Annotated in this window: 24 protein-coding genes; 21 read left to right on the forward strand and 3 right to left on the reverse strand. The window is 44.9% G+C overall.

The features are described 5' to 3' along the window. Nucleotides 1-324: 324 nt before the first annotated feature. The 9 genes from MHI51_RS07145 to MHI51_RS07185 all read left to right on the forward strand — a co-directional run bounded on the left by MHI51_RS07145 (nt 325) and on the right by MHI51_RS07185 (nt 8,844). The gene (locus MHI51_RS07145; RefSeq protein WP_076125364.1) at nt 325-957 is read left to right on the forward strand and encodes a carbohydrate-binding family 9-like protein; all 633 of its coding nucleotides are present in this window, start codon (nt 325-327) and stop codon (nt 955-957) included. Nucleotides 958-1,181: 224 nt separating this feature from the next. Beyond that, complete coding sequence (locus MHI51_RS07150) at nt 1,182-2,060, forward strand: ABC transporter ATP-binding protein (RefSeq protein WP_342410538.1); 879 nt, start codon at nt 1,182-1,184, stop codon at nt 2,058-2,060. Then, the gene (locus MHI51_RS07155; RefSeq protein WP_405173721.1) at nt 2,057-4,516 is read left to right on the forward strand and encodes a hypothetical protein; all 2,460 of its coding nucleotides are present in this window, start codon (nt 2,057-2,059) and stop codon (nt 4,514-4,516) included. Before MHI51_RS07150 ends, MHI51_RS07155 begins: the two co-directional genes overlap by 4 nt. Continuing rightward, nucleotides 4,513-5,205 (forward strand): hypothetical protein, encoded by a 693-nt coding sequence (locus MHI51_RS07160; RefSeq protein ID WP_076276595.1) that lies wholly within the window; start codon nt 4,513-4,515, stop codon nt 5,203-5,205. Before MHI51_RS07155 ends, MHI51_RS07160 begins: the two co-directional genes overlap by 4 nt. 26 nt (nt 5,206-5,231) lie before the next feature. Next, entirely contained in the window at nt 5,232-5,825 is a 594-nt protein-coding gene (locus MHI51_RS07165; RefSeq protein ID WP_076125358.1) for an RNA polymerase sigma factor, read from the forward strand. After that, on the forward strand, nt 5,800-6,777 hold the full coding sequence (locus MHI51_RS07170; protein ID WP_076218380.1) for a hypothetical protein: 978 nt from the start codon (nt 5,800-5,802) through the stop codon (nt 6,775-6,777). Before MHI51_RS07165 ends, MHI51_RS07170 begins: the two co-directional genes overlap by 26 nt. Before the next feature lie 12 nt (nt 6,778-6,789). Then, the gene (locus MHI51_RS07175) at nt 6,790-7,440 is read left to right on the forward strand and encodes an ATP-binding cassette domain-containing protein (protein WP_076218379.1); all 651 of its coding nucleotides are present in this window, start codon (nt 6,790-6,792) and stop codon (nt 7,438-7,440) included. A gap of 259 nt (nt 7,441-7,699) precedes the next feature. Beyond that, nucleotides 7,700-7,891 carry a hypothetical protein gene (locus MHI51_RS07180; RefSeq protein ID WP_076218378.1) on the forward strand — a complete coding sequence of 64 codons (192 nt, stop codon included), beginning with the start codon at nt 7,700-7,702 and terminating at the stop codon, nt 7,889-7,891. A 713-nt stretch (nt 7,892-8,604) separates the two neighbouring features. Continuing rightward, nucleotides 8,605-8,844 (forward strand): hypothetical protein, encoded by a 240-nt coding sequence (locus MHI51_RS07185; protein ID WP_076218377.1) that lies wholly within the window; start codon nt 8,605-8,607, stop codon nt 8,842-8,844. Nucleotides 8,845-9,137: 293 nt separating this feature from the next. On the opposite strand, the gene MHI51_RS07190 is transcribed toward MHI51_RS07185, so the two are convergent. Further along, entirely contained in the window at nt 9,138-9,767 is a 630-nt protein-coding gene (locus MHI51_RS07190; RefSeq protein WP_076218376.1) for a hypothetical protein, read from the reverse strand. 176 nt (nt 9,768-9,943) lie between these two features. Between MHI51_RS07190 and MHI51_RS07195 the strand changes: the two genes are divergently transcribed. Beyond that, entirely contained in the window at nt 9,944-10,303 is a 360-nt protein-coding gene (locus MHI51_RS07195) for a hypothetical protein (protein ID WP_076218375.1), read from the forward strand. Nucleotides 10,304-10,334: 31 nt separating this feature from the next. Continuing rightward, entirely contained in the window at nt 10,335-10,994 is a 660-nt protein-coding gene (locus MHI51_RS07200) for a YitT family protein (RefSeq protein ID WP_248547753.1), read from the forward strand. A gap of 55 nt (nt 10,995-11,049) precedes the next feature. On the opposite strand, the gene MHI51_RS07205 is transcribed toward MHI51_RS07200, so the two are convergent. Beyond that, the gene (locus tag MHI51_RS07205) at nt 11,050-11,466 is read right to left on the reverse strand and encodes a MerR family transcriptional regulator (RefSeq protein WP_076218374.1); all 417 of its coding nucleotides are present in this window, start codon (nt 11,464-11,466) and stop codon (nt 11,050-11,052) included. A gap of 120 nt (nt 11,467-11,586) precedes the next feature. On the opposite strand from MHI51_RS07205, the gene MHI51_RS07210 reads away from it, so the two are divergent. The 4 genes from MHI51_RS07210 to MHI51_RS07225 all read left to right on the forward strand — a co-directional run bounded on the left by MHI51_RS07210 (nt 11,587) and on the right by MHI51_RS07225 (nt 16,475). Beyond that, a complete protein-coding gene (locus MHI51_RS07210; RefSeq protein WP_405173722.1) occupies nt 11,587-12,636 on the forward strand; it encodes an NAD(P)-dependent alcohol dehydrogenase in 1,050 nt (349 codons plus the stop codon). Nucleotides 12,637-13,205: 569 nt separating this feature from the next. Further along, complete coding sequence (locus tag MHI51_RS07215) at nt 13,206-14,606, forward strand: sugar ABC transporter substrate-binding protein (RefSeq protein ID WP_076185355.1); 1,401 nt, start codon at nt 13,206-13,208, stop codon at nt 14,604-14,606. Between the two features lie 85 nt (nt 14,607-14,691). Next, a complete protein-coding gene (locus tag MHI51_RS07220; RefSeq protein ID WP_248547752.1) occupies nt 14,692-15,609 on the forward strand; it encodes a carbohydrate ABC transporter permease in 918 nt (305 codons plus the stop codon). Continuing rightward, on the forward strand, nt 15,606-16,475 hold the full coding sequence (locus MHI51_RS07225; protein ID WP_076125340.1) for a carbohydrate ABC transporter permease: 870 nt from the start codon (nt 15,606-15,608) through the stop codon (nt 16,473-16,475). The genes MHI51_RS07220 and MHI51_RS07225 overlap by 4 nt, the downstream gene beginning before the upstream one ends. Nucleotides 16,476-16,689: 214 nt before the next feature. On the opposite strand, the gene MHI51_RS07230 is transcribed toward MHI51_RS07225, so the two are convergent. Then, a complete protein-coding gene (locus MHI51_RS07230; protein WP_076218371.1) occupies nt 16,690-18,219 on the reverse strand; it encodes a CdaR family transcriptional regulator in 1,530 nt (509 codons plus the stop codon). Between the two features lie 195 nt (nt 18,220-18,414). On the opposite strand from MHI51_RS07230, the gene MHI51_RS07235 reads away from it, so the two are divergent. The 6 genes from MHI51_RS07235 to MHI51_RS07260 are packed head-to-tail and all read left to right on the forward strand — an operon-like array spanning nt 18,415 to nt 23,886. Beyond that, nucleotides 18,415-18,666, forward strand: a complete 252-nt coding sequence (locus MHI51_RS07235) for an acyl carrier protein (protein WP_076125336.1) — start codon at nt 18,415-18,417, stop codon at nt 18,664-18,666. Nucleotides 18,667-18,677: 11 nt separating this feature from the next. Then, on the forward strand, nt 18,678-20,426 hold the full coding sequence (locus MHI51_RS07240; protein WP_076218369.1) for a CocE/NonD family hydrolase: 1,749 nt from the start codon (nt 18,678-18,680) through the stop codon (nt 20,424-20,426). A 17-nt stretch (nt 20,427-20,443) separates the two neighbouring features. Beyond that, the gene (locus tag MHI51_RS07245) at nt 20,444-20,827 is read left to right on the forward strand and encodes a holo-ACP synthase (RefSeq protein WP_076125332.1); all 384 of its coding nucleotides are present in this window, start codon (nt 20,444-20,446) and stop codon (nt 20,825-20,827) included. Further along, nucleotides 20,828-21,832 carry a phosphate acyltransferase gene (locus tag MHI51_RS07250; protein ID WP_076218368.1) on the forward strand — a complete coding sequence of 335 codons (1,005 nt, stop codon included), beginning with the start codon at nt 20,828-20,830 and terminating at the stop codon, nt 21,830-21,832. Nucleotides 21,833-21,836: 4 nt separating this feature from the next. Further along, nucleotides 21,837-22,970, forward strand: coding sequence for a butyrate kinase (gene buk / locus MHI51_RS07255; protein ID WP_076218367.1), 1,134 nt, complete (start codon nt 21,837-21,839; stop codon nt 22,968-22,970). Continuing rightward, nucleotides 22,963-23,886: an alpha/beta hydrolase gene (locus MHI51_RS07260; RefSeq protein WP_076218366.1), complete on the forward strand. Its 924-nt coding sequence runs from the start codon at nt 22,963-22,965 to the stop codon at nt 23,884-23,886. The genes buk and MHI51_RS07260 overlap by 8 nt, the downstream gene beginning before the upstream one ends. Nucleotides 23,887-23,909: the final 23 nt, after the last annotated feature.

Genomic DNA, 23,909 nt, shown 5'->3' on the forward strand with positions numbered 1-23,909 from the left:
TAGTAAGCTCCGGAGCCATATTCCGGGAGGTTCCATTCGGCGAGGTGAAGGTAGATTTCGACGCCTATTTCGCCGCATTGCAGGAGAACGGATACGGGGGGATCTGACCATCGATCGGGAAGTGGGGGAAGCGCCCGAGGGGATATAGAGTGTGCAGTTCCATCATCCGCCAATACAGGTAACGGCAGACGGCCGTGCGAAATTTCGGGGATCGAGACTGCGTATTGGAAAACCGGTAAGTCGCGGGTCTAAATAATCAAGTTAATTAATAGGGTTGTTTTGCTGTGTTAGCCTAGTGGGATTTCCAACCGAAGGGAATGAACCATGGAAAGAAAATTAGAAACCTTAGTGATTTCCCGCCTGATAAATCAGACGGATGTTTCAGTTACAGAAGATTTCCAGATCATTAAACAGTATCAATGGCTTAAAGGATATAACCCGGTCGTTACAGCAAGATTAAATTACAGTCAGGAGGATCTGAAGCTTCAGTTTAAGGTTTACGAACAGAATCCAATACGAACATATAGAAACATGAATGATCCTGTGTATAAGGATAGCTGCATCGAGTTCTTTTTTCAGCCTTCTCCGGATTCGGACCAGCGCTATATGAATTTCGAATTTAATGCGAATGGCGCAATTCTCTTGCAGATAGGAGCGGATCGGTATGATCGCTTCCCAATCACTATCAATCCAGCACTTTTCCAAGTCCTATCCACCACGGATCAGATTAATGATAAAGGGGAAGCGTATTGGGAATTAAGCTTTTCGATCTCATGGGCATGGGTACAATCTTATTTTTCGGATTTTCGGGCAGTGCCGGGAAAAAGGATAAGAGGAAACTTTTACAAGTGCGGCGATGAAACGGTTTATCCGCACTTTGGAACATGGAGCAAAGTTCATTCGAACAAACCAGAATTTCATAGAAGCTGTGATTTTGGGATTCTGTACTTAGAGTAACTGCGAAATGCAGGTTAATGAATAACTTCCGAAGCCGCATATACGGGGTTGGAGGTTTTTTTGTCGTAGTAGACACATCGAACAAATGTCATATTGGCAGCGCAAGGATACTATTATTTTAAAAAATCACCTGTTTTTTAAACTTTTAGAAGGGAGTGTCGTTATACTGTTCGACAATCTACTCGTGCGCACGGTAGTTGGCCAAGTACGAATGGAGGCAGGTAATGATGCATGTAGTTATCCAGCAATTGTGCAAAAAATATGGCAGTAAACAAGTACTGAACGGAATTAACCTGACATTGGGTACGGGTATGTTCGGCTTACTCGGTCCCAATGGGGCGGGAAAATCAACATTGATGCAAATATTGGCAACAGTAATACCGAAAACATCAGGGGATGTACAAATTGGACATTGCAAGCTTGGGCGGGATGAACGTGAAATTCGTGGCTTGCTTGGCTACCTGCCACAAGAGTTTGGCGTATATCGCAAGTTGACAGGCGCAGAATATCTCGATTATGTCGCGTCCATGAAGGGCATTACAAATGGAAAAGTCCGGAGGAAAGCAGTAGCCGAAATGTTGCGCCGAGTCAATCTGGAGGAGAAGCGCCATGTGCGTATAGGCAAATATTCTGGCGGGATGCGGCAGCGCATCGGTATTGCCCAGGCGTTGCTAGGTGATCCGCAGTTCATTATTGTGGACGAGCCTACGGCAGGGCTTGATCCTGAAGAACGCATGCGATTTCGTGATATGCTGACTGAGCTGGGTAAAGATCGTACTGTGCTACTGTCTACACATGTCGTCGCCGATATTGATAATAACTGTAAGAGTATGGCGATTATGAGCGGAGGGCGCATCGTATTTCACGGTACGCAAGAACAATTGCTCCAGCGTGTGCAGGGACAAGTGTGGACGGTCCAAGTGGGTGATGAGAAGCTTGCAGAGCTCAAAGAAACTGCAGCCATCGTGACTGCAAAGCGTTCAGGAGCCGGCTATGAGGCGCGTGTTCTTGCCAGTTCTGTTCCATTACCTGGAGCAGTCCTGGCAAAGGCAGGGCTTGAGGACGGATATATCGCGGTCATGAGGGCGGGGAATAGCCAATGAGCCTGATTCGCTATTACAAAACCGAGTGCAAGCTGCTGCTGCGTGGCCCAGGCTTGTATCTGATGCTGGCAACCGTGGTCGGCATCCTGTATTTGATGTTTCAGACCACCAATGCCAAATTGGATCGTGCAGTATACGTGATGGACATTTCTGAGGTGTATTGCCTTGTAGCCCTCATTATTTTGCCTTTGTTAGCAACAGCGATCGCACGGCGGGATGAAGAATGGAAGACAGCAACCATGATGGCTACCTTTCCGTATCGAACATGGGAAATGGAGGCTGCACGCTTGCTTTGTGCTGTAACCCTTCCGTTAGCAGCTGCGCTCGTGCCGATGGGGGCTTATGTATGGTTGGTAGTAAATGATGGTATCTCATGGGGAATGCGTGAATGGTATACCTCTGCTGTATTGGCTTCCTTTGCGATCCCAATGTTATTTGCAACTGTAATTGCCTACTTAATAGGTATCCTTATCCGTAAGCGATACAGTTACTTGATCAGCTTCGTCCTGTTGCTTAGCTTGGCAATTATTTTACCGGAATTTTTTAAGACCGATCGCCCTTCTTTTTCATTACCCCCTCATACGCAGATTTGGTTCGATTATTCACTAGTTAAATATATTGGTAAGTCTTACTCACGTATGTGGGGATTTATATATGATTCGGCATTTTGGCTGCATCGCGGCATCGTTGCAGCTTTAGCAGCAGGAATGGTCATGACTGTTCTACTTGTAGTATGTAGACGCAGGCGGGAACGGGTCAAGGCATGGCTTGTCTATCCCACGATGCTGATTCTAGGTGCAGCATTGTTATGGGCAGGTAGTGCGATGTACGGATACCTGCAGGAACGGGCAGATATTGCGGATGCCAATGAACGTTTCTATCGCGAACGTCTTACTTCAGCCAATGATATCACGCAACAGCGTGAATTGGAGCAACTGCTCGTTGCTGGAATTGCAGCGGGTAAATATTCGGAGGCGGATATTGAGGAAATGTCTCGGATCACCCTTAACACAAACGGGAATACCAGCAATCCGCTCTCGGTATCGCATATTAAAGATCTGCTTGTCGGAATGAAGTTCCAGGATCTACACATTAACAGCTACAAGCTGAATTTGGAATTACTGCCGCGGCATGGGTTAGAAATACAGGCGACGATGCAAGCACGCAATGGACAAGCGGCAACACTAGAGCGATTCCCAATCATGCTGCGACATATCTTTGATGTACAGGAACTGAAGGTGAACGGTGCTGCTGCTGCCTATGAGTGGGAAGAGGCTACAGATGTACTTTGGATCAAGCCTGCAACGGATGTTATGCCAGGGGAGCATATGGAGATCGAGATGACATATAGCGGTACCCTAAATGATTGGCGGCATTATTATTCCGTCGCTCCTAGCAGGGATAGATGGGAGCAGATCGCTGTTGTCGACGATAACAGGATTTTCCTGCCAGCTTTCTATGGCTGGTACCCTGTTATCGGCAATAGCCGGCTATCGGAATTGCTTACCGATCACTACGAATGGGGGCGTCACGCTACAGATATTCTGGACACACAACTGCCGCGCCCTATGGCGGGCTTTGAAGTTGCTATCACAGGGCCAAGTGGCTTGAAACTGTTCTCCAACGCCTCTGTCATTACTAGTAAGATGGCTGGAGAGAAGGGAGCGACCATCACGCGCCTGGAGCTGGAAGAAGCAAGCGGACTTACATTATTTGGGGGCGATCTGCAACTTGCAGAAGCGACGGCAGACGGCAAGACGTTTCGTCTGTTGGCATCTGGTCAATTGCCTGCCCGTTCTGTCGAAGAAGCAGCACAGTTCGCAGCCAGGCATTACGCCCAAGCGGCACATACTTTGAAAATGTTGGATGGAGAAGCTGCAACGAGCTTTCCCCAGACGGTTACTATGGCACTTGCCGATTATCCGTATTATAGTTTGAACATGGTGAGTATGAGCACTCTTGGCATGGTAGATGCATCAGTTGGAGGTCCGGAAGCTCGCGATATCCACTTTTTGTCTAAGGTGTCTGTGTCAAGTTATTTTGGGGCGGAAATTGATCGAGGGAAGAATGGGAATATCCAACTGAGAACGGGGCAGTACTGGCTTGATTACAGTGCCAAACGTAGAGAGATTAGAAATGCGAGAATGTTAAATTTAAACGCCCAATATACACTGAATAACTTTTTTCAGGCTTATAACGAGCTCGAGCTGGTCGGAGGGAAACTGCCAGATCGACTGTTCGAACCTGTTAGCAGCTATTTTTTGAACGGTACACCGAATCAGGTTTATGACCTTATGAACACCATATACAGCCAGTACGGTATTGAAAGTGTCTACGATGTCATCAAGCTTGTCTATGACAGTATTGGCACAGAGCAGCTAATCGAGGACAGTGATGAACAAATGGAAGCGCTTCTGCGAGGCTATTTGCAAAGGAAAACGGAGGGAGGACAATGAAGGTTGCCCTCATTCTTTTGTCCCGTGCAAAATATGCTTGGCGCATCCTATGGGGCGGCTACTTGCTAGCTATAGCTATTATTGCGGCGCTGATAGCAGCTGGTTGCCTCATGCTGCCAATGATGATGCCCTCTCCTGGTTTTTATCATGTCAAAGTGGCTTTTATATTTGTGCTGCCTTTACTTGCGATTGCCTTGAGTGCTGCCTTGTTCGTCGATGATTTCAGTGAGGGTACTTTTGCCCATCATTTCAGCTATCCATATTCACAATTACTCGTGTTCGCCGAGCGAGGAGCGGTCGCTGCGCTATTGCTAGTTATCTATGAAGCAGCGTTGCTCTGGGCAATTGACCGCTGGGCGATCGCTTTAAGTACGGCACAACTAGCTTACATAATTAAACATAGCCTCAGTGTGAATATGTTCCTTGGCGGTCTGGCGGCATTGGGCAGTCTGCTAGGGCGCAATATGGCTGTCGGGCTAGGAGTGGGGGCAACGGTGTGGCTGCTGGAGTATTTTATGTCCAGTATGCCGCTCAATCGTTACTATTTATTTCAAGCCATCTGGCCGGTGAGCCGGTTCACAGATAAATCGCATAACGCTATCGCATTATTTGCAGCAGCTGGAATACTGCTTTTCTGCTGTATGCTTCTATTGGGGAAAGGCAGAGGTTGGCTCGTGTGCAGGCAATAGTGCTGAGCGAGAAAGGAGAGAGTCAAGTGAACAGCAGGGCTGTTGTTACGGATGAGCAACTGCTCGAGCAATACAAGCAAGGGAATACAGCCGTGCTGGAGTTGTTCGTCTATCGGTATCATCAGACCATCTATGCGTATTTATACCGACTGACCAGCAAGCGTCAACTCGCAGAAGATTTGGTGCAAGAGTGTTTTGTCAGAGTATTCACGGCTTTGCAAGCTGGTCGGTTGCCTGAACGGTTTCGACCATGGATTTATCGAATTGCGACGAACCTGTGCCGTGATGTATGGAAGTCCGGAGCTTATCGTTATGAAGTAGCGGCTAAGGATACCGGAGTGTATGATGCGGCAGATGGCGGTAAGGATACGGTAGCGTCTTTTTTAGACAAGCAATATGAGCGTGAAGCAGTCATTGCTGCCCTTGGCGCTTTGCCTGAGGAGGAGCGGCAAATTGTTATTTTGCGTTTTTATGAGGAACTCAAGCTGGATGAAATAGCCGAGTTGCTGGAACTGCCGCTTGGAACGGTCAAGTCCAAGCTGTATCGGGCGTTCAGGCGACTGGCCCATACATTGCAGAAAGGGGAGGATCAGGATGAGTTACATATCCGGAGCCGGTAGCGCCGATAAGGCTAGTCGCGACAGTCAACTGCACAGGGAATTGCAAGAGCAGCGGCAACTAGAGGAAAAGGGTGAAGCAGCAGCGGATCGATGGGAGCATGACCAGATCGGAGCCGTATTCAGCCAACTGGATCGCTATACCGTCGATGGTCCCAGCGGCCAGCAGACGGAATCTCTGCTGGCGCTTGCCGCCACATATGCCACACAGCCTGAGTGGGCGGTTGCTGTACCCTCTTCCAGGCGAGTGGCAAGACATGACAGGCTTGGGCGGCAAGCAACTGTCGCTATATCTTTACCAGTAAGGCTTATGCAACGCATGGCAGCTCAGGTAAGGACGATGCATTGGCTGTTTTGGCTTACATCAGCGCTTATGATTGGCATAGGAGCAGTCGTTGAGGGGCTGGTAGCAAGTGAATGGTTCAGTAGCTCTGCCAAGCCGGATGTATTTTTATTTACGATTCTGTTGCTTCCTGTAGCCAGTGTGGCCTATTCACTCCGATCCATGCATACGCCAATGAGTGAGCTTGAGGCGACCTTTCCTGTTACACCCGTACAGCTTATGGTAGCCAGAATAGGAACCATACTGCTATATGACCTCCTTCTAGCGCTGTTGTTTTATGGAATAATCGTTATGACGGGTACCAGCGGTGAATTCGGATCTAACACTACTTTACTGATCACAGATCTATTACTGCCGATCTGCCTGAGCGCTTTTGCAGCGCTGGCTGCAATGCTTCGTTTCGGGACATGGTCTGGTACCGCGGTTGTCCTCGCAGTGGGCGTCATCCAGTTTTCCGCTGGCGAGAGGCTTGGCGTATTTCAATTGTTCAGCGAATACGGGTCCGAACACTGGCTTGCAAGCAAGCTTGTTGCTGTTAGTCTGGCAATAGCGCTGGGTGTTATAACAAGTATTTTGCTGCGCCATCGGCATTATTACAAGCAATATGGATAGGAGGGAAGAGTGGTGCGAGGAGCTGAGCTAAAACTTACCGCGGTTGAACTTCTTGCAGATAATGGTCACCTGCTGCTAGGGGATGTGAATCTGGCTTTGCCGCCAGGCTGGTATGGTCTGGAGGGCGCCAATGGCAGTGGGAAAACAGCATTGCTCAAAGCGATAGCTGGTCTATACCAGCCTGTACGCGGCCTGATTACCTATCAGCTTCATGGCGTGACGTTGTCAGGGAATGCTTTCAAGTCTTATCTGGGCTACAAGCCACAGCAGACAGCGTACTATGATAATATGAACGTCGAGGCATACTTGCGTTATGTGGGTGAGATGAAGCTGATGCCACGGGCAACCATTGAGGAACGATCTCGTGAGCTATGTGAACGGCTCGGGCTTACTGCCGAGTGGAAAACGCCCATTCAGCGGTTGTCAGGCGGCAACAAGCAACGGCTTATGATTGCTCAGGCGATGCTTGCTGATCCATGGTTTCTGCTGCTGGATGAGCCTCTCTATGGCATGGATATCGAGATTCGTTTCCTGCTGCTAGACACGTTGTACGAAATGACACCTGGCACAGTCGCAATCTTTTCAGGCGCTTTGGAGGGCCTACAGGGAGGTTGGCTGGATGCTGTGATCAAACTTGAAAATGGTACAGCGGCGCTGAACTGATGCAGCGCCGTTTTCTATATTAAATCATCCTGCTGCGGCTGCGAAACTTGTCTGTCGGATAGCCGGACACTTGTTTGTACCATTTGCTGAAGGGATGGATAGAGTCGGCCTCTAGCTGGCTGGCAATGGAGACTCTTCTCCCTTTATCATTTGCAAAAATAAGGGGAGTTAATAATGAGAAGTGACAGATTCGCTTAAGAAAGTAAAAGGACAGGCGGACAACACTGTGGAGTGTCTAATAAGGTATGGAGGTATTTGGTTGCAGCTGTCTAATGTTAAGTATACACATGAGAAAGCAAAAGAAGGTTTATTAAAATCCGGTATGTTTGCGGGAAAAGTGCTACATGAAGAAGCGCTTTGGAGAATTATTACTAGAATAGAAAGACAAGAGACTTTATCTAGGTATTTAAATGAGATTGATATTGCCATTACAGAGGATCGTAGTAGGTAGTTACCCTTAGCTATGGAAGTAACGGATTCTTCCCTCCTCCATTTAAGGAAGGTCCAAGTATAAACCTTATGGTGTAACATCATAATGACTTAAAAACTTCAATAAATCGTTAAACAGCTGCACAATTTCGTTATTTTCATTAATGTAATAATCTGGGAAAATCATATCTTTCACCATCAACTCAGTCGATTGATGATTATTTATCTATGGATGAACGAGTAGTCATAAATGATGATAACGATTTGAATTATGAAAAAGAAAGATACGCCATGAAAAAATGCATTCGGACAGATAACAATCCAAGTATACTGTGTTTCAACCATGCAGGTGAACCAGAACGGAGAGATTTTTTTGAAGAGCAATTCGAGTACTGTAGGTGACTAAGTGAAAAAATACACTTCTGGTTTTGAGGTTTATGAAAACCGGGATAAGTATGGCAATAGGAGAGGGAGGCAGGTTATCACCTAAATACAAACATAGGGATAGTTTGAATAGATTATCTAGAAAATGGTATTTTTATAAACGACAAGCCGGAGGAGGTTGACGGGAGATTTTGAGTTTATGGCTTTTTGGCCTCATTTTAATATGCTCTATCACGGACTGCTAGCCTTGAACTTCTGATAAACATAGTTCAGTAAGCTTTTTTTAGTAAAATACATTTTTTTATAAGAAGATCGATATGGGTTAAGGATATTAGTTTGTAGGAGGTAAACATGGCTATTATTAAAATATGGGGAAAGGAACTGGTTTGTAACTGTTGCAGTCAATCAGACTGGGATCACTCCAAAATTAGAGTAACTATATGTGATATTAGTAAGGGAGAAGAAGATTCAATACAATCTAGATATCTATTTAGTTGTACCACTTGCGGTATAGAGGTAATGTTTGGAAAAATATATGATTGGGAAAACAGTACTAGAAATATTGTAATTGAAGAAGAAAATTCAAGATAGTTAAGTGAAAGGCCACATAGGAGCGTAACAACTCCATGAGGCTTTTTAATTGTTTGCATGCCCAGAGGCATGCATAATCCAGTTCATTTCTAGGTTATTACATCCTATCGCGTCCATAACCTCAAAAAGCGACTTTTCTACTGGGAATTGCTTTTTTGATTGGTAGGATGTCTTTCATGAGGTAGAATCCCAAAGGTCCTGCAGGCAAAGCCCAGCCCGGAATGCAGTGAAACAGAGGTGGCGGAGATGTCGGGCGACCCACCTGAAAACTTAATTGTATATTTTGGCGATATTTATTTAATTTGAAGATTGCTACAAGTTTTTTCCGGTGTACAATTTTTTATGTCCCGATTTTCATCTGTTTTAATAATTACTACGCGTCCGTTTATATTGTCACTAAAATATATCGACATTTTAGTTATGGGCATTTTACCAATGAATGATTGTATCTCCTCAGAAGTAAGCTTGCTGTCTGAGTTTTTAATTACTAGGATGGAGAGATAGTTATAATATTTTGAGTTCTGGAGACTTTCTTTTTTGTAGATTGAAAATGGAAGATGATGATCTTTAATAATTCTTTCTATCGCTTGAATTTCATTTTTATAATTTGAATGGAACAACATTCGAATATCTTCTGATGCTGTATAGTAAGTGTTTGCAATGGCCGGAGTGAATAAGAGCATAGCAATAGCAATACTCGTATTTATAATAATTATTATTTTCCTTTCAGTTTTAATCCAAAGCGCTATAAATAGCAGGCAGGCAACCCCCACTAAAAAAGTATAAAGAGTCATCATGTATGAATTCTTTTCAATGAAAAAATATCCTCCATAAGATAGAACCTGAAAAAGAAGGACTCCAGCTGTATAAACAATTATGAAAGTTATAAATCCTATCAAGATATTTATTTTATTCTTATTCATTTTTCCTCCTATTGTGAAAACAACTTAAGGGAAATAGGAATCTTTTCTATAATACTAGACAATAAAAGGAATTGATTCAATATATTTCTGAACGAAGCTAAAAAAACTGTTTAGCATGATACATCGAGCAGTACATTACATTTCGAGAGTTCGTAACGGACGCATTTAAAGAGCTGGTGGAACTCCATGACTTTAAGGGCTTAGATTTCTCAGAGGTATACGATTCAGCTTTTACGGTAGAAAAAGAAGAAGATCAAAAACGTAATTACCAAGCAGTCCTTGATTTCATAGAGCGCAATAAGGGAATTGAAGTTTCATATGATGAGGCTCGTTTCCTTATGGAGCAGGGAAAGGCTGTTGCCAGCGGAAAATGGAGAATGCAACTGGATGAGATTGCTGAATTGTGGATAGCAGATCTGACACCAACTTTGGTTTATGACTGGGGACAGCCAAACTTTCTTGCGATTTTTTCGACGCCTTCATTCTTGAATACTATCAATAAAGATAACCGTCAAACAATAGAATATATGATATAATGACGTGGTTGTTGTAAGGTGCAATTTTAATATGAAAAATAGGATGGGCAATATGAAGGGTTATCTTTATAACGTGGATAAAAAAAGATTGATTATTATGGTTATCGGCAATGTATTTCTGGGCATGGGAATTAGTATTTTTAAGCTGTCCGGTATGGGGAATGATCCCTTTAGCGGCATGGTAATGGCACTTGCAGAGTGCGTGGGTATAACATATGCAAATTTTCTGATCTTGCTGAACCTGGTGTTGTTTGTAATCGAATTCATAACCGGACGAAGGTATATTGGCGCAGGGACTTTTGTAAACGCAATCTTTTTGGGGTATATCGCTACGTTCTTTCATAGTACTTGGCTATCTCTGTTAGGCGAACCTCAGCTGTTATGGCAGCGGGTGGTCGTCGTAGCGATTGGCGTGGTGGTATGCAGTTTTGGGGTATCCCTGTATCAGACATCGGCTGTGGGAGTCGCTCCTTACGACAGCCTGTCCCTGATAATGAGGGATAACGTCCCGAAAATATCTTATTTTTGGCACCGGATGTTTACGGATGCTCTTTGTGCTTTGATTTGCTTCCTGGCAGGAGGCGTTATAGGCTTAGGTACTCTAGTGTCCGCACTTGGTTTGGGACCCATTATTCATTTTTTTGATGTGAATTTTACGGAGAAGCTGCTGGCAAAAAAGCGTCCAAATTAAGAAAGGCGGGGCAGACCAATCTGCCCCGCCTTTACTGTAATTTGAAGGTCCATTTTTAATGAGTAAATGCACTCTTAATGTTATTTTTTTTATGAACATCTTCCGTGCCGCTATCCAAGGCGGTCTTGTAGTAGAAGCATTTATGGTCTATGACTTCCATCGTTTTTCTCAATTCTTCCATTTGTGCTTCTACAGAAGCTTTCCGCTCCAGGAACATATCATATCTCTGCTGCAAGGTGGAGTCCCCCTCAGAGCACCACTCAATGAAATGTTTTATTTCCTTAATCGGCATCCCGGATGACTTCAGGCATTCAATTACTTTTAAAGCGTCCATATCCGTTTCTTTGAAAATGCGTTTCCCGCTGGGGGTTCTTTCTATAAAAGGCAAAAGCCCCTCTTTGTCATAGTAACGCAGGGTATGTGATGTCATATTAAAATATTCTGCAACTTCACTAATGGAGTATGTCTTCATCATCTATCTCCAGTCTTAATTATATTTTATGCTTGACTTAGAGTTAACTTTAAGTAATAACATAGGTTTTGTAAAGTCGGCGTTACAGCTTTTTATATTAACTAGAAGAGAGGTTTCACTATGATAAAGGTTAATGCACGCGCTACATTCAATCAGGAAGGCCCGTTCAAGCTAACTACAATTGAACGCCGGAATCTGCAGCCGCACGATGTTCTTATTGAGATTAAATACGCTGGCATTTGCCACTCGGATATTCATACAGCCCGCGGGGAGTGGGGACCGGTTAAGTATCCACTTGTTCCAGGGCATGAGATCGCCGGTATTGTCAGCCAGGTCGGTTCCAAAGTTACAAAGTACACAGTCGGCGATCGTGTAGGGGTAGGTTGTATGGTTGACTCCTGTGGAGAGTGCAGTAATTGCCAAAAAGGTGAGGAGCAGTATTGCCTGAGTGGAAATACGGGCACTTATGGAGCTATCGACCGGCACGGTCACTATACACAGGGCGGGTATTCCACGCACATCGTTGTAACAGAAGACTTCGTGGTCCGGATTCCTGACGCTATTCCGCTTGATGCGGCTGCACCGCTTTTATGCGCAGGAATCACCACCTATTCACCGCTGCGCCATTGGGGAGCCGCTCCCGGCAAAAAAGTAGCTGTAGTGGGTCTTGGCGGGCTTGGGCACATGGCTGTGAAGATTGCTCATGCCATGGGAGCTGAGGTTACTGTGTTATCACAGTCACTGAAGAAGAAGGAAGACGGATTGCAATTAGGAGCGGATCATTATTATGCGACCAGCGATTCGGAGACATTTAAGCAGCTTGCCGGTTCATTCGATCTTATTGTGAATACAGTAAGCGCACAAATTAATATTGATGCCTATCTTTCACTTCTGGCATTGGATGGTACATTAGTCAATGTCGGTGCGCCCGCTGATCCATTGGCAGTTAACGTATTCTCGCTGATCGGCCACCGCCGTTCGTTTGCCGGATCGATGATTGGCGGAATCCGTGAAACGCAGGAAATGCTTAATTTCTGCGCTGAACATAATATTGCTTCTGAAATCGAGGTCATTTCTGCTGACCGGATTGATGAAGCTTGGGAGCGTGTGCTTGCTTCAGATGTCCGTTACCGGTTTGTCATCGACATCAGCACGATGGGGAACGAATAAGAGACGCCTTCATTCTTGACCTCGGTCCGTGGCCACAACCTCAAGAAATTCGATAACATAGCGGGAATTTGCTAAGGAGCTGGAGATCTCACGCAGTTATGTTTCGAGAAGAGAAAAACGGCGTTGCTGCATACAGCAGTGTATGTGTATAAATGCTAAATAGGCAGAGCAGTGCTTCTACCAGTGGGGTAGGAGGGCGGCTTTGCTTATTGTCGTTACTGCAAGTGAATATTTTGGATCAGCTGATTCTGCCGTTTTTATGAAAAAGATGATTCTTTAAAGGTTGGAATTTTTAAAAATCAGGTTGAAAAATGCTATTTTCCCTAAAAGAAAATCATGACACAATAACAATAAAGCGCTTACTTCATTAAAATATCCCAAGTTCATGAAGACTCTATACCACTTTTTGAAAATATTTACGATATTAAAAGTCGTATCTGCTGGCCGAAATTTCGGATTCCAAGCAAAGGTTGAAATTATTAAAAAAGTTGGTACTAAACGTTTAACTCAATAACTTAAGGGGTCAAACGGTTAGACATATCTATGTAATTATGAAGGGGGAGAGGGAAATGAAAGTAGGTAAAGCATTCGGGGTAGGTATTCTTTCAACTGCACTAGCGTTAAGTGTCATTGGCTGCGCGAAAGACGAGACAAACACAGCAACCAAGGCATCTGATGCACCCAAAGCATCTGAGAACGCAACCTCCAAGCCTGAGGAGAAGGTCAAGATTATCTATTCGATGTGGGGAAGTGCGGAAGAAGGAAATGTAACCCAGGGAGTGGCGGATAAGTTTAATGCTTCTCAAGACAGAATTGAAGTAGAAGTACAAGCAATTCCTTGGGAAAACTACATGACTAAGCTGAATACAATGGCTACGGCAGAGCAATTGCCTGATACAGGGATGCTCAGAGAAGATGGGGTCGTTCAGTGGTCTACCCAAGGCATGCTGAATGATGTAAATACAATGTACGAAGGAAGCGACAGCAAACCACTGGATAGCTTAGCCTACAAATATCAAGGGAAAACCGTAGCCTACGCGGCTGCCAATGAAATCTTACTCCTCTATTACAACAAAGATATGTTCGACAAAGCCAATGTACCCTATCCCCCAGCCGCTTTAGACCAAGCGTGGACATGGGACGAATTTGTAACAACAGCAAAGAAGCTGACCCTTGATAAAAATGGTAAACATCCTGATGAGAGTGGCTTTAATGAGCAGAGTATCGTACAGTTTGGCGCATCCGTTGAAAACTTACCATGGCAGCTTGAGACCTGGGCGCTTGGTAATGGTGGAGGGTTCTATTCGGGTGATGGGACTGAGGTGAGAATTGGAGAAGACGCCAGTATAGAGGGAATTCAGAAGGTTGCAGATCTTTACTTGAAGGATCATGTTGCTCCGTTGTCTGTCGGACAGACTGATGATGGCATTCAACGAACCATCATCGCGGGAACTGTTGCCATGGCTACTAACGGTGCGTGGAACGTGGGAACTAGTCTGAATACGGCCAAGAATGAAGGCTTGAACTATGGCGTTGCAGTATTGCCTTACATGAAGGATAAGGTTACTCTCAACACGGGTGGCGCCAATGTCGTCTTCTCCCAGACTAAGCATCCAAAAGAAGCGATGGAATGGCTGAAATGGTACAACTCAGAAGAAAATAACTGGGGCCTCATTAGCTCGGGGATCTGGATGCCGACGCTGGAGAAGTGGTACACGGATGAGACCCTTACCCGTAAATGGGTCGAAAATCCTAACTTCCCTGTTTATGACGAATATAAATCTGCAGTAGTCGATTATGCGCAATCACCTGCTGTGAAGCCTGCAGCGTGGTTCTATACGAATCATACGACGGAGTTTAACACCTTGCTCGGGTCGGTTCTAGGGGATGTATGGACTGGAAAGACGACCGCTAAGGATGCTATTTCTAAAAATCTCGATGCGTTGAAAGCAGCCCATTCAGGCAATTAGTAAAGTTCGTAAAAGACTGGCCGCTGCCAAGCTCACACACGCGGCGGCCATATTATGATCTTCAGGTGGGGAGATAGAGATGGAAATGATTAATAAATCTCCGAAACGTCGTTCACGTATTCATGCAGGTGAGGCACGAGCCGCGTATATATTATTGATCCCTGCCTTCATTGGGCTGATCTTTTTAACGTATCTACCTCTTATTGGGGTGCTCGGGATCAGCTTAACGAATTGGACGGGACTTTCAGACCCCAAATTTGTTGGCTTCGAGAATTATATTAATCTATTTACCACTGATCCTTATATTAAAGATTCTATTATAGCTACGGTCTACTTTGCCGTCTTATCGGTAGTTGGAGGCATGATTTATTCACTTTTTATTGCGATGCTACTGAATCGTAAAATTCCGGCAAGAGGGTTTTTCCGAGCTGTGTTCTATGTACCGTACGTTTTGCCGGCAGCCGCAATATATGTAGGATGGTCCTGGTTATACGAAGCTAATTTTGGATTTTTTAACTTTATTCTCTCTGAGATGGGTTTGAACAAAGTTTCTTTTATCGCGGATTCCAGCTATGTCATTCCATCCCTATCCTTGATTTCGGTTTGGCTGTCAGGTAACTTAATTGTTATTTTCTTAGCTGGGCTGCAAAATGTTCCGGTCGTCTACCATGAAGCGGCTGAAATGGATGGTGCGAATGGATGGAAACGATTCTTGCATATCACTTTACCGTGCATGTCGCCCATTATCTTTTACAATTTGCTAATGAGCTTGATTGCCAATCTCCAAATTGTTACGCCGGCTCTTTCATTAACGAATGGCGGCCCGGGTAATTCTTCACGCTTTTTAACTTATCTGATGTATGATCAAGCTTTTGTAAATTATAAATTGGGGTATGCTTGTGCGACAACAGCCGTTATTTTTGTTATTCTTGCAGGCTTTACTGGTGTATTATTCAAAACCTCCAACCTATGGATCTTTAATGAAGGAGGCGATGACAAATGAGTGTAGCCTCATACGGAAGATTAAAGAGCAAAAAACGTAATAATCAATGGATGAACCTGATCTCGTTTGTCGTTGTTATTTTTTTTACTATACTCGTGCTCTTTCCAATCTGGTGGATATTTCGCACGTCGCTCATGTCGAATGCCGAGATATACCAATATCCGCCTTCACTGCTGCCAGGAAATTGGTTGTTTTCAAACTATGCAGAAACGCTAGAGATCTTTAAGTTTTGGAAATATTTATGGAACACTATGATTATTATTGTACCCGCCTGTTTGGCAGGAACCTTTACAGCGACTTTATGCGGTTATGCCTTTGCAAGACTGCGTTTTCGGGGCAAAAAATTGATTTGGGCTCTTTGTGTCGGTTCGATGCTTCTACCTGCCATGGTTACACTTATTCCGCTATATATTGGGTGGACGAGAGGCTTAGGAATTCATGACAGCTATCTGCCGTTGATTTTGCCTTATTTCTGTGGTGGCGGGGCTTTTAATATCTTTTTGATTAGGCAGTTTATCATGTCTATACCGAGAGAGCTTGATCAAGCAGCAACGATCGATGGCGCTGGATATTACCGCATTTTGTTCAGCATTATTATGCCGGCCATTAAATCTGCGATGATCGTCGTCGCATTATTTATCTTTATCGGTTTATGGAATGATCTACTTCAACAGATGATTTACATAAACTCAAGCGATAAGTATACGATAGCCTTGGGACTAACCGCCTTTAGAGGCCAACTAAAGCAGGACTGGTCGCTGACGATGGCGGCTACGTGTATGTCCTTTGCGCCGGGTGTCATTTTTTATCTGATTGGTCAAAAATATTTCGTAGAAGGAATCACGTTGACGGGACTGAAAAATTAGCTTCAATGGCTAAAGATAGCGCACTGTAATCTGCTCTGAAGTATTAATGGGGGCACCTTTCTGCTAAGGCTTAAGTTCCGAGCCCGGCGGTATAAGGTGCCCTTTATTTGTGCTGTAAAAGCTTCTACAGATTATGAATAAAGTTATATAGGTTTGCTGGGACGAGTCCTCTCTTTGAATTGGAACGTCCATACAAACTCCTCGAAGATTAGTTTTATTTATGTACTTCGTATTTTAAGTTCAGAAAATGAAATGTCAATTGCAGTTTGAGACGAATATCACCGTTGCTTAAGTCTAATTGGAAAAGCTCCCGGATCCTGTTGATACGATAGAACAAAGTGTTTCTATGGATAAAAAGAGCTTTTGCCGCAAGAGCTGGAGTATCCACATACTGAAGATAGGCTTCAAGGGTAGGCAGCAAACTTGTTTTGTGGGTATGGTCATAAGCAATAAGCTTCTGAATAACCGGATGACAGAAATCAGCAAGATCATGATGTTCAGATATGATTTTTCCAATATGCTCACAGAGATAGTCCTCATACACATAGATTGACTTGTTAAAGTCAAGTTGGAGTCCTAAGTCGATGGCAGCCAGACATTGTTTGTAATATTTTCGCAAAAAATTTAATTGACTGAAGGAGTCACTCATTGAAGCAGTCAGACTATTTACTTGCAGAAACTCCAGAATCCGTTCTTCTTTAGTAATTATTTCGTGGGATGAATCGGTGAGAGAGATTAGAAATACAATGCGCCCTTGAAAAACGATCCAACGGTTGTTTGGCAGGAATTGACTTAGATGCTGCGCGACCAGTTGAACTTTTCCCTCAAAAAAACCGTTGTTTTGGTCAATTAAGGTCAACACACGCAAGTTAGAGGACAGCGGCCACTCCATATGAGCCAAGCGCATTGCAATGACATTAGCATCATAGAGATCACCAGTAAGGAGTTCGGTAAGCAGAAAGCTATGAACCATTCCTTGATTGGATTTATAGAAATCACTCTTCTGCAATTCTACCGAAACCAGTTCGCAAAGAAATTTTACTAGTTCAAAATCAATATCAGTAAATTCACGATCAAGCTCCATAACACTAACCTGTGCAAATTCTATACCGTGGACGTACACAAAAGCTGTAATCCAACCGTTCTTGGTCTCGGGATCACGAGAGTAATAAGGAAAAAGAGCCATCCGGGTCCGCTCGTATAAATTGGATTTCTTCATGCTTTGAATATTTCGGTCAAGGACATAACCTAAGTGTCTCTGTTGTTCAATATCAGGTCGGCTGGGAATAGGTGCTTGACACATAGCAAGTAATTTATAGCCAGCATCAACAATGATAACCGGATTACCAAAGATGCGGGTGGCTTCATTCGTCATGTGCTGCAATCCTTTGTTGGAGTTAAGTGCGGAGATAAGCGTGTGCATATGCTCAATAAGCCGATTCTCATGAGCAAGGATAGTAGAGATTTTCTCTGAAAGATCAAGCAAATCCAGTTCATTTGGCAGAAGGGTAAGGCAAGTATAAGAATCAACAGATGCGTCACAATCCTGAATACAGAAAAATGGGGTGTCTGTTGGAAAGTCCCTTGGTATATCTGAAAGCTTGCCTAAATAGGCAGTGTCAGTCTTGAATACGGAGCAGGGTCGCAGGATAGCAAATTCGTTAATCTCTTTGGTTTGTAATGCCTCTTCCGGCCAGGCAAGACAACAGTCGCTAAGTTTTCTGATGATCTTTTGAAGATTCACGAGAACAGCCTCCAATAGCACTAGGAACCTTTGTGCAATTTTACAAAACTTTGCTGAAATAACCGATCACGATTAAGTTGCAGCACATGGGAGATAACGCTCTCATTATATATACTGAATTTATCACATGCAGCAATAAATGACACTTTAGCTTGAAAATGTGTGATGAGCTGTATTCAACAAGGAGGGATTGTATTGGAATTACGTGAAGAAATTTATGCGAAGCTGGTGGAAAGAGCTTCGCCTTTATTCGGGAAGAAGCCGGAGGAATTGTCGGAAAGTCTTTCATTTACGAGTGATTTACAGGCAAAATCTGTGCATTTTTCGCAGATCACTACTTTCTTGGAGGACGCTTTTAATGTTGAAATTCCATATATGAAATTTCGCCGGAAACAAACCATCGCTGAGGCTGTTGATTATGTGCTGGAAATTTGCGAGAACGGATAAGGAGAAGGACAATGAACAAATTTTTTACAAAGAAAGAAATGTTTCAGGGCGAAGAGCTTGAGAGTATTTACCGTGTGGCCCGTCGGCCTGTTGATAAAGAGCAGGATATTGATCTTTCTGCAAGTGAAAATCCAATGGATGCAATGGGACAAGGTTTCTGTCCTCCCTTCAACCAAAGAACATACATTGCGGGTGAAGGCGTGATCTGTCAGCAAGACGTACCCGTTAAAATGCGTGACGGGGTGACTATCTATTGTGATATATATATGCCGGAAAACCGAATAGACAAGATTCCTGCACTAGTTTCCTGGAGTTTTTTCGGGAAAAGGCCAGGAGAAGGAATGAGTGAGTGGCAGATTATGGGCGTTCCTCCGCAGACCGTATCCAAACTCGCAAAGTTCGAGTCTCCGGACCCTATGTATTGGTGCCGAATGGGTTACGCCGTTGCCAACGTTGATACTCGCGGTGCAGGTCATTCCGAAGGTGATGTAAGCATGTTCAGTCGTCAGGATTGTGAGGATGGCTATGATTTTATCGAATGGCTGGGTGTTCAATACTGGTGTAATGGTCGAGTGGGTATGGGAGGAAACTCTGGTGTAGCCATGACCCAGTATCGTGTAGCAGCTTATCAACCTCCCCATCTCGCCTGTATAGCCCCGTGGGAAGGCACGACTGATGTGTACAGGGAAGCAATTTATGAAGGGGGCATCCCAGCACTTAGCTTCAATGAATTCATCGCAGCTTCGGTTACGGGGAATGGCGGTGTCGATGATCAAGTGGCTATGGCACGGAAATATCCTTTAATGAACGGTTACTGGCGTGACAAAATTCCTGATTTCAGCAAGATTACGATTCCGTGTTACTGTACCGCCGGCTGGAGTCATTTTCATCTGCGTGGTTCAATTCAGGGCTATCGTAAAATTAAGACGAAGCAGAAATGGCTGCGCGTACATCGCGATTTTGAATGGGCAGATGCTTATGATCCTTACAATCTTGAGGACCTGAAGCGCTTCTATGACCGCTACCTGAAAGACATTCATAATGGCTGGGAATTAACCCCCCGTGTCCGGCTTGATGTTATGGATGCTTTCGATTGTGATTACCAGGTACAGCGCAAGGAAAAAGGATTTCCTCTGGAGCGAACTCAATATACACGTTACTACCTGGATGCGGCCAGCATGAGCATGCAAGAAGGTTCTGTTTCTGCCGCATCCGAAGTAACTTACGACTCGGCCAGTGGAGAAGCAATGTTTGATATGGAGTTTAAAGAGGATACTGAGCTGACCGGTTATATGTTTTTACGGCTTTATGTTGAAGCAGCCGGGCATGACGACATGGATCTTTTCATTAATATTCAGAAGGCTGATGGAGAGGGCAATTGGATTCCCTGGCATGTACTGGATGAGCCGCATCCCGGAGCATGGGGTAAGATTCGTGTTTCGCACAGAGAGCTTGATTCAAAGCTTAGTACCCACTATCAGCCTGTGCTTTCTCACGAACGTGAGCTGAAGCTCACTGGGGGAGAGGTAGTTCCGGTGGATATCGAAATTGTGCCTTCCAGCCGGATCTGGCATAAAGGTGAGAAACTGCGGGTGCAGGTGGCAGGCCGCTATATCCGGGAGGGATGGTTCGAGCCTCTAGCGTGGGACACAGACAATAAGGGCAGACACATCATTCGCACTGGCGGGGAATATCAATCCTTCCTTCAGGTACCGGTAATTCCGCCACGTTATCAATCTGGTGAATATATCTACCGTTAGATATGGAGGAAAGTCCGATGATCGGTGTGGGGACAGATATCGTGAATTTTTCTCATCTGCGAGCCATTACGCTGGTGCAGGAAGATCCATTTATACAAAAAACATATACTCCGAATGAGATCGCGCAAGCTATAAGCCGTCCGGAGCCTTTTTATTACTATGTAACGCGGTTTGCCGGCAAGGAAGCGGTGTTCAAGTCTCTAGCTATCAGTGGCGAGGGAGTTAGTCTCAAAGAGATTGAAATCCTTAATGATGCCGAAGGGCGGCCTAATGTGATACTGCATGGGGAAATCGCCAAACGGGCGCTGCAAAGCTCATGTGCGCAAGTGAAAATTTCCCTTTCTTATGATACAGACTACGCGGTGGCCTTTGCCATAGCTGCAGATGGAAGGAGTATATAAATGAGCCTGCTGGAAACGCTCGAGCAAAAAGCACGTCTTCATCCCAAAAGGGTGGTTTTTCCGGAATGTGATAATGAAATGATTTTGAAAGCCGCCGCGGAGGTGGTCGCACGCAAGATAGGCCAACCTGTGCTAATTGGCAATTCAGAGAGTATCAGTGCGCGTGCGGTGGAACTTGGAATTTCGACTGAGGCATTCAGTTTCTTCAATAATTCGAATGAGCAGCAGTTAGAAGAACTCGCTGACGAATATAAAGCCCGTTTTGATGAGTTGAGCAGAAAAGCGGTCCTGCGCAAGGCAAAAGATCCAGTAAACTGTGCGATGCTGCTGGTTAAGACCGGCAGGGCTGATTGTGCAGCTGCTGGACGCGAGTATACTACGGCTGAGGTTATTGTGGCGGCTCAAAACATTATCGGGATGCAGGAAAGCTTTAGCAGCATTTCAAGTCTTGGTATTGTGAATGTGCCGGGCTTTGAGGGTCCTGAAGGTCAGCTGCTTGCTATAGCTGATTGTGCGGTGAATGCCGCTCCCGATGCTGACGAACTTGCTGACATCGCCATATCCTCTGGACATACTGTCAAAACGCTGCTCGGCTGGGAGCCTCGTATTGCTATGCTTTCCTTTTCTACATGTGGCAGCACGGAGCATGAGAGTATTGATGTTATCCGCAAGGCAATCGATATTGTACATGGCAGAGTGCCGGACTTGAAGATCGATGGTGAATTTCAACTTGATGCAGCTATATCCCCAGGGGTTGCTGCAAACAAAGTGAAGCGTGAAAGTGATGTCGCTGGCAAGGCAAATGTGCTTATATTTCCAAATCTGCATGCCGGGAATATAGGTGTCAAGCTGATACAGCTTTTTGGTCAAGCCGATGCATATGGGCCTGTACTTCAAGGCTTTGCACAGCCGATCTGCGATTTTTCCCGCAGTGCTCCGCTTTCCGAAATGATGGGCAATATTATTATGCTAATTGTACGCGCACAGCATGGAAAGGAACTGTGAAGACATGGAAAGGATATATAAAATTTTTACGCTCAGCCCAGGCTCTACTTCAACAAAATTGGCGGTTTTTGAGAACAACACACAAGTATTCAAAGCGAATGTTGCCCATGACCCGGCAGTTCTAAAGACCTTTGCAACTATTGGCGACCAACTTCCTTACCGGCGCGAGACGATTCTATCGGAGTTATATAAGGCTAAAATCAGCCTTACTGCTATGGATGCTTACGCTGCGTACAGTGGAGGTCTGGAAAGCATGGTTGGTGGCATTTATCCGATTAATGAAGCCATTCTTAAGCATTCCCGGGAGGGAAGAACGGTCAAGCATCCGGCAGTTCTCGGCGCACAGCTTATTCAAGCATTCTCGGATGAATTTGGCGGAGCACCTGCATATTTGGTCAACCCGCCTGATGTTGACGAATATGAGGAGCTGGCCCGTTTTACAGGGATAAGGGGCATTTATCGAGAGAGTAGAGTACATGTGCTCAATCAGAAAGAAGTCGCCATGCGGTATGCCAAAGAACTACGCAGACCGTATGAGGAATGCAACTTTATTGTGGCGCATGTGGGCGGGGGGCTATCTGTTACTGCCCATAAGAAGGGAAGAATGGTAGACGGCAATGATGTACTAAATGGAGAAGGTCCTATGGCGCCGAATCGTTCTGGCTCAATCCCTGCCGTCCCCATTATTGATATGTGCTTCTCCGGTGAATACACCCATCAGGAAATGATCCAGAAGATCAGCAAGACAGGAGGACTAGTCAGTCATCTCGGTACAGATAACACCATGGAGATCAAAAAAATAATTGCTAGCGGAAATACTTATGCGAAGCTTGTTTATGATGCTATGGCTTATCAGTTATGCAAAGCTGTCGGTGCTTGCGCAGCAGTTCTTCAAGGCCAAGTGGACGGGATCATTCTCACAGGCGGCGTCAGCAATGACCTCTATTTTACAGGTTTTGTGGAGCTATACTGTGGCTGGATCGCACCTGTTAAGGTGTACGGGGGTGATTTTGAAATGGAGGCACTTGCGGCAGGCACTGTGCGTGCTCTGAACGGTGAAGAAGAAACCAAAGTGTATACGGGTTATCCCGTATGGGAAGGTTTCAACAGAACAGAAACAGGAAAATCAAATGGATGATTTCTTGCAAAGCTTCATTAAAATCATACCCTCCATTCGTGCATCTGAAAGAATGGTCCTGTTGTCACAGCATATTCATGGAGAGCGGCTGGAAATACCTTGCGGTGAAAGCCACAGTGTTGAAGTTTGGTTGCATCGTGCCCAGCGGCAAAACTCGCCAGTACTTTTTGAGCTGCATGGCGGGGGGCTAGTGCTTGGCGATGCTGCCAAGGATGATAACCTGTGCGAGGAAGTCAGAACTCTTATTGGCTGTCACGTAGTAGGGATAAATTACCGCAAAGCTCCTGAGAATCCTTACCCTGCAGCGCTAGATGACGTCTGTGGGGTAATGAAGTGGTTTGCCGAAAATGCTGAAAGCTTCAGTATGGACCCTTCACGGTTTGCAGTTATGGGATTCAGTGGAGGGGCGACTCTTGCTACAGCCGCATCAATGAAGGCAAGGGAACAGGATCGCTACTCTATTTGCTGCCAGATTTTGCATTACCCCTATCTTGATGCCGTAAATGATCCGGCAGCGAAGGAGCGCTGTTTGTCCGATATGGCCCCAGAGTTGATGAAAGCGTTTACTTCTCTATATTCAAGTGAGGAGCAACGGAAGGAACCCTATGTATCACCGCTCCATGCGCCTGAACGGTTCATTACTAATATGCCGCCGGTCATTATAGTACTTGCCGAGTGTGATGCGTTGTGCTATGAAGGCGAACAATATGCAATTCGTTTGTCCAGGGCAGGCGTTCCAGTCTTTATACGGCAGATGCAAGCTGCGCACCATGGCTATATAGAAGATGCTTTTAACAGTGCCTGTTATAACGAACTTCCCATAGATACAAAAGAAACCCATGCAATCAACTTCCGTGAGCTGGCAAATGAGGCGGTGGAATGGAGTGCGCAATGGTTAAGGGTGTATTTAAATTAATGTTTCTAGGAAAGGAACTTTAT

Source organism: Paenibacillus sp. FSL H8-0260 (genome assembly GCF_045040625.1).
GTDB classification, from domain to species: Bacteria; Bacillota; Bacilli; order Paenibacillales; family Paenibacillaceae; genus Paenibacillus_AQ; species Paenibacillus_AQ odorifer.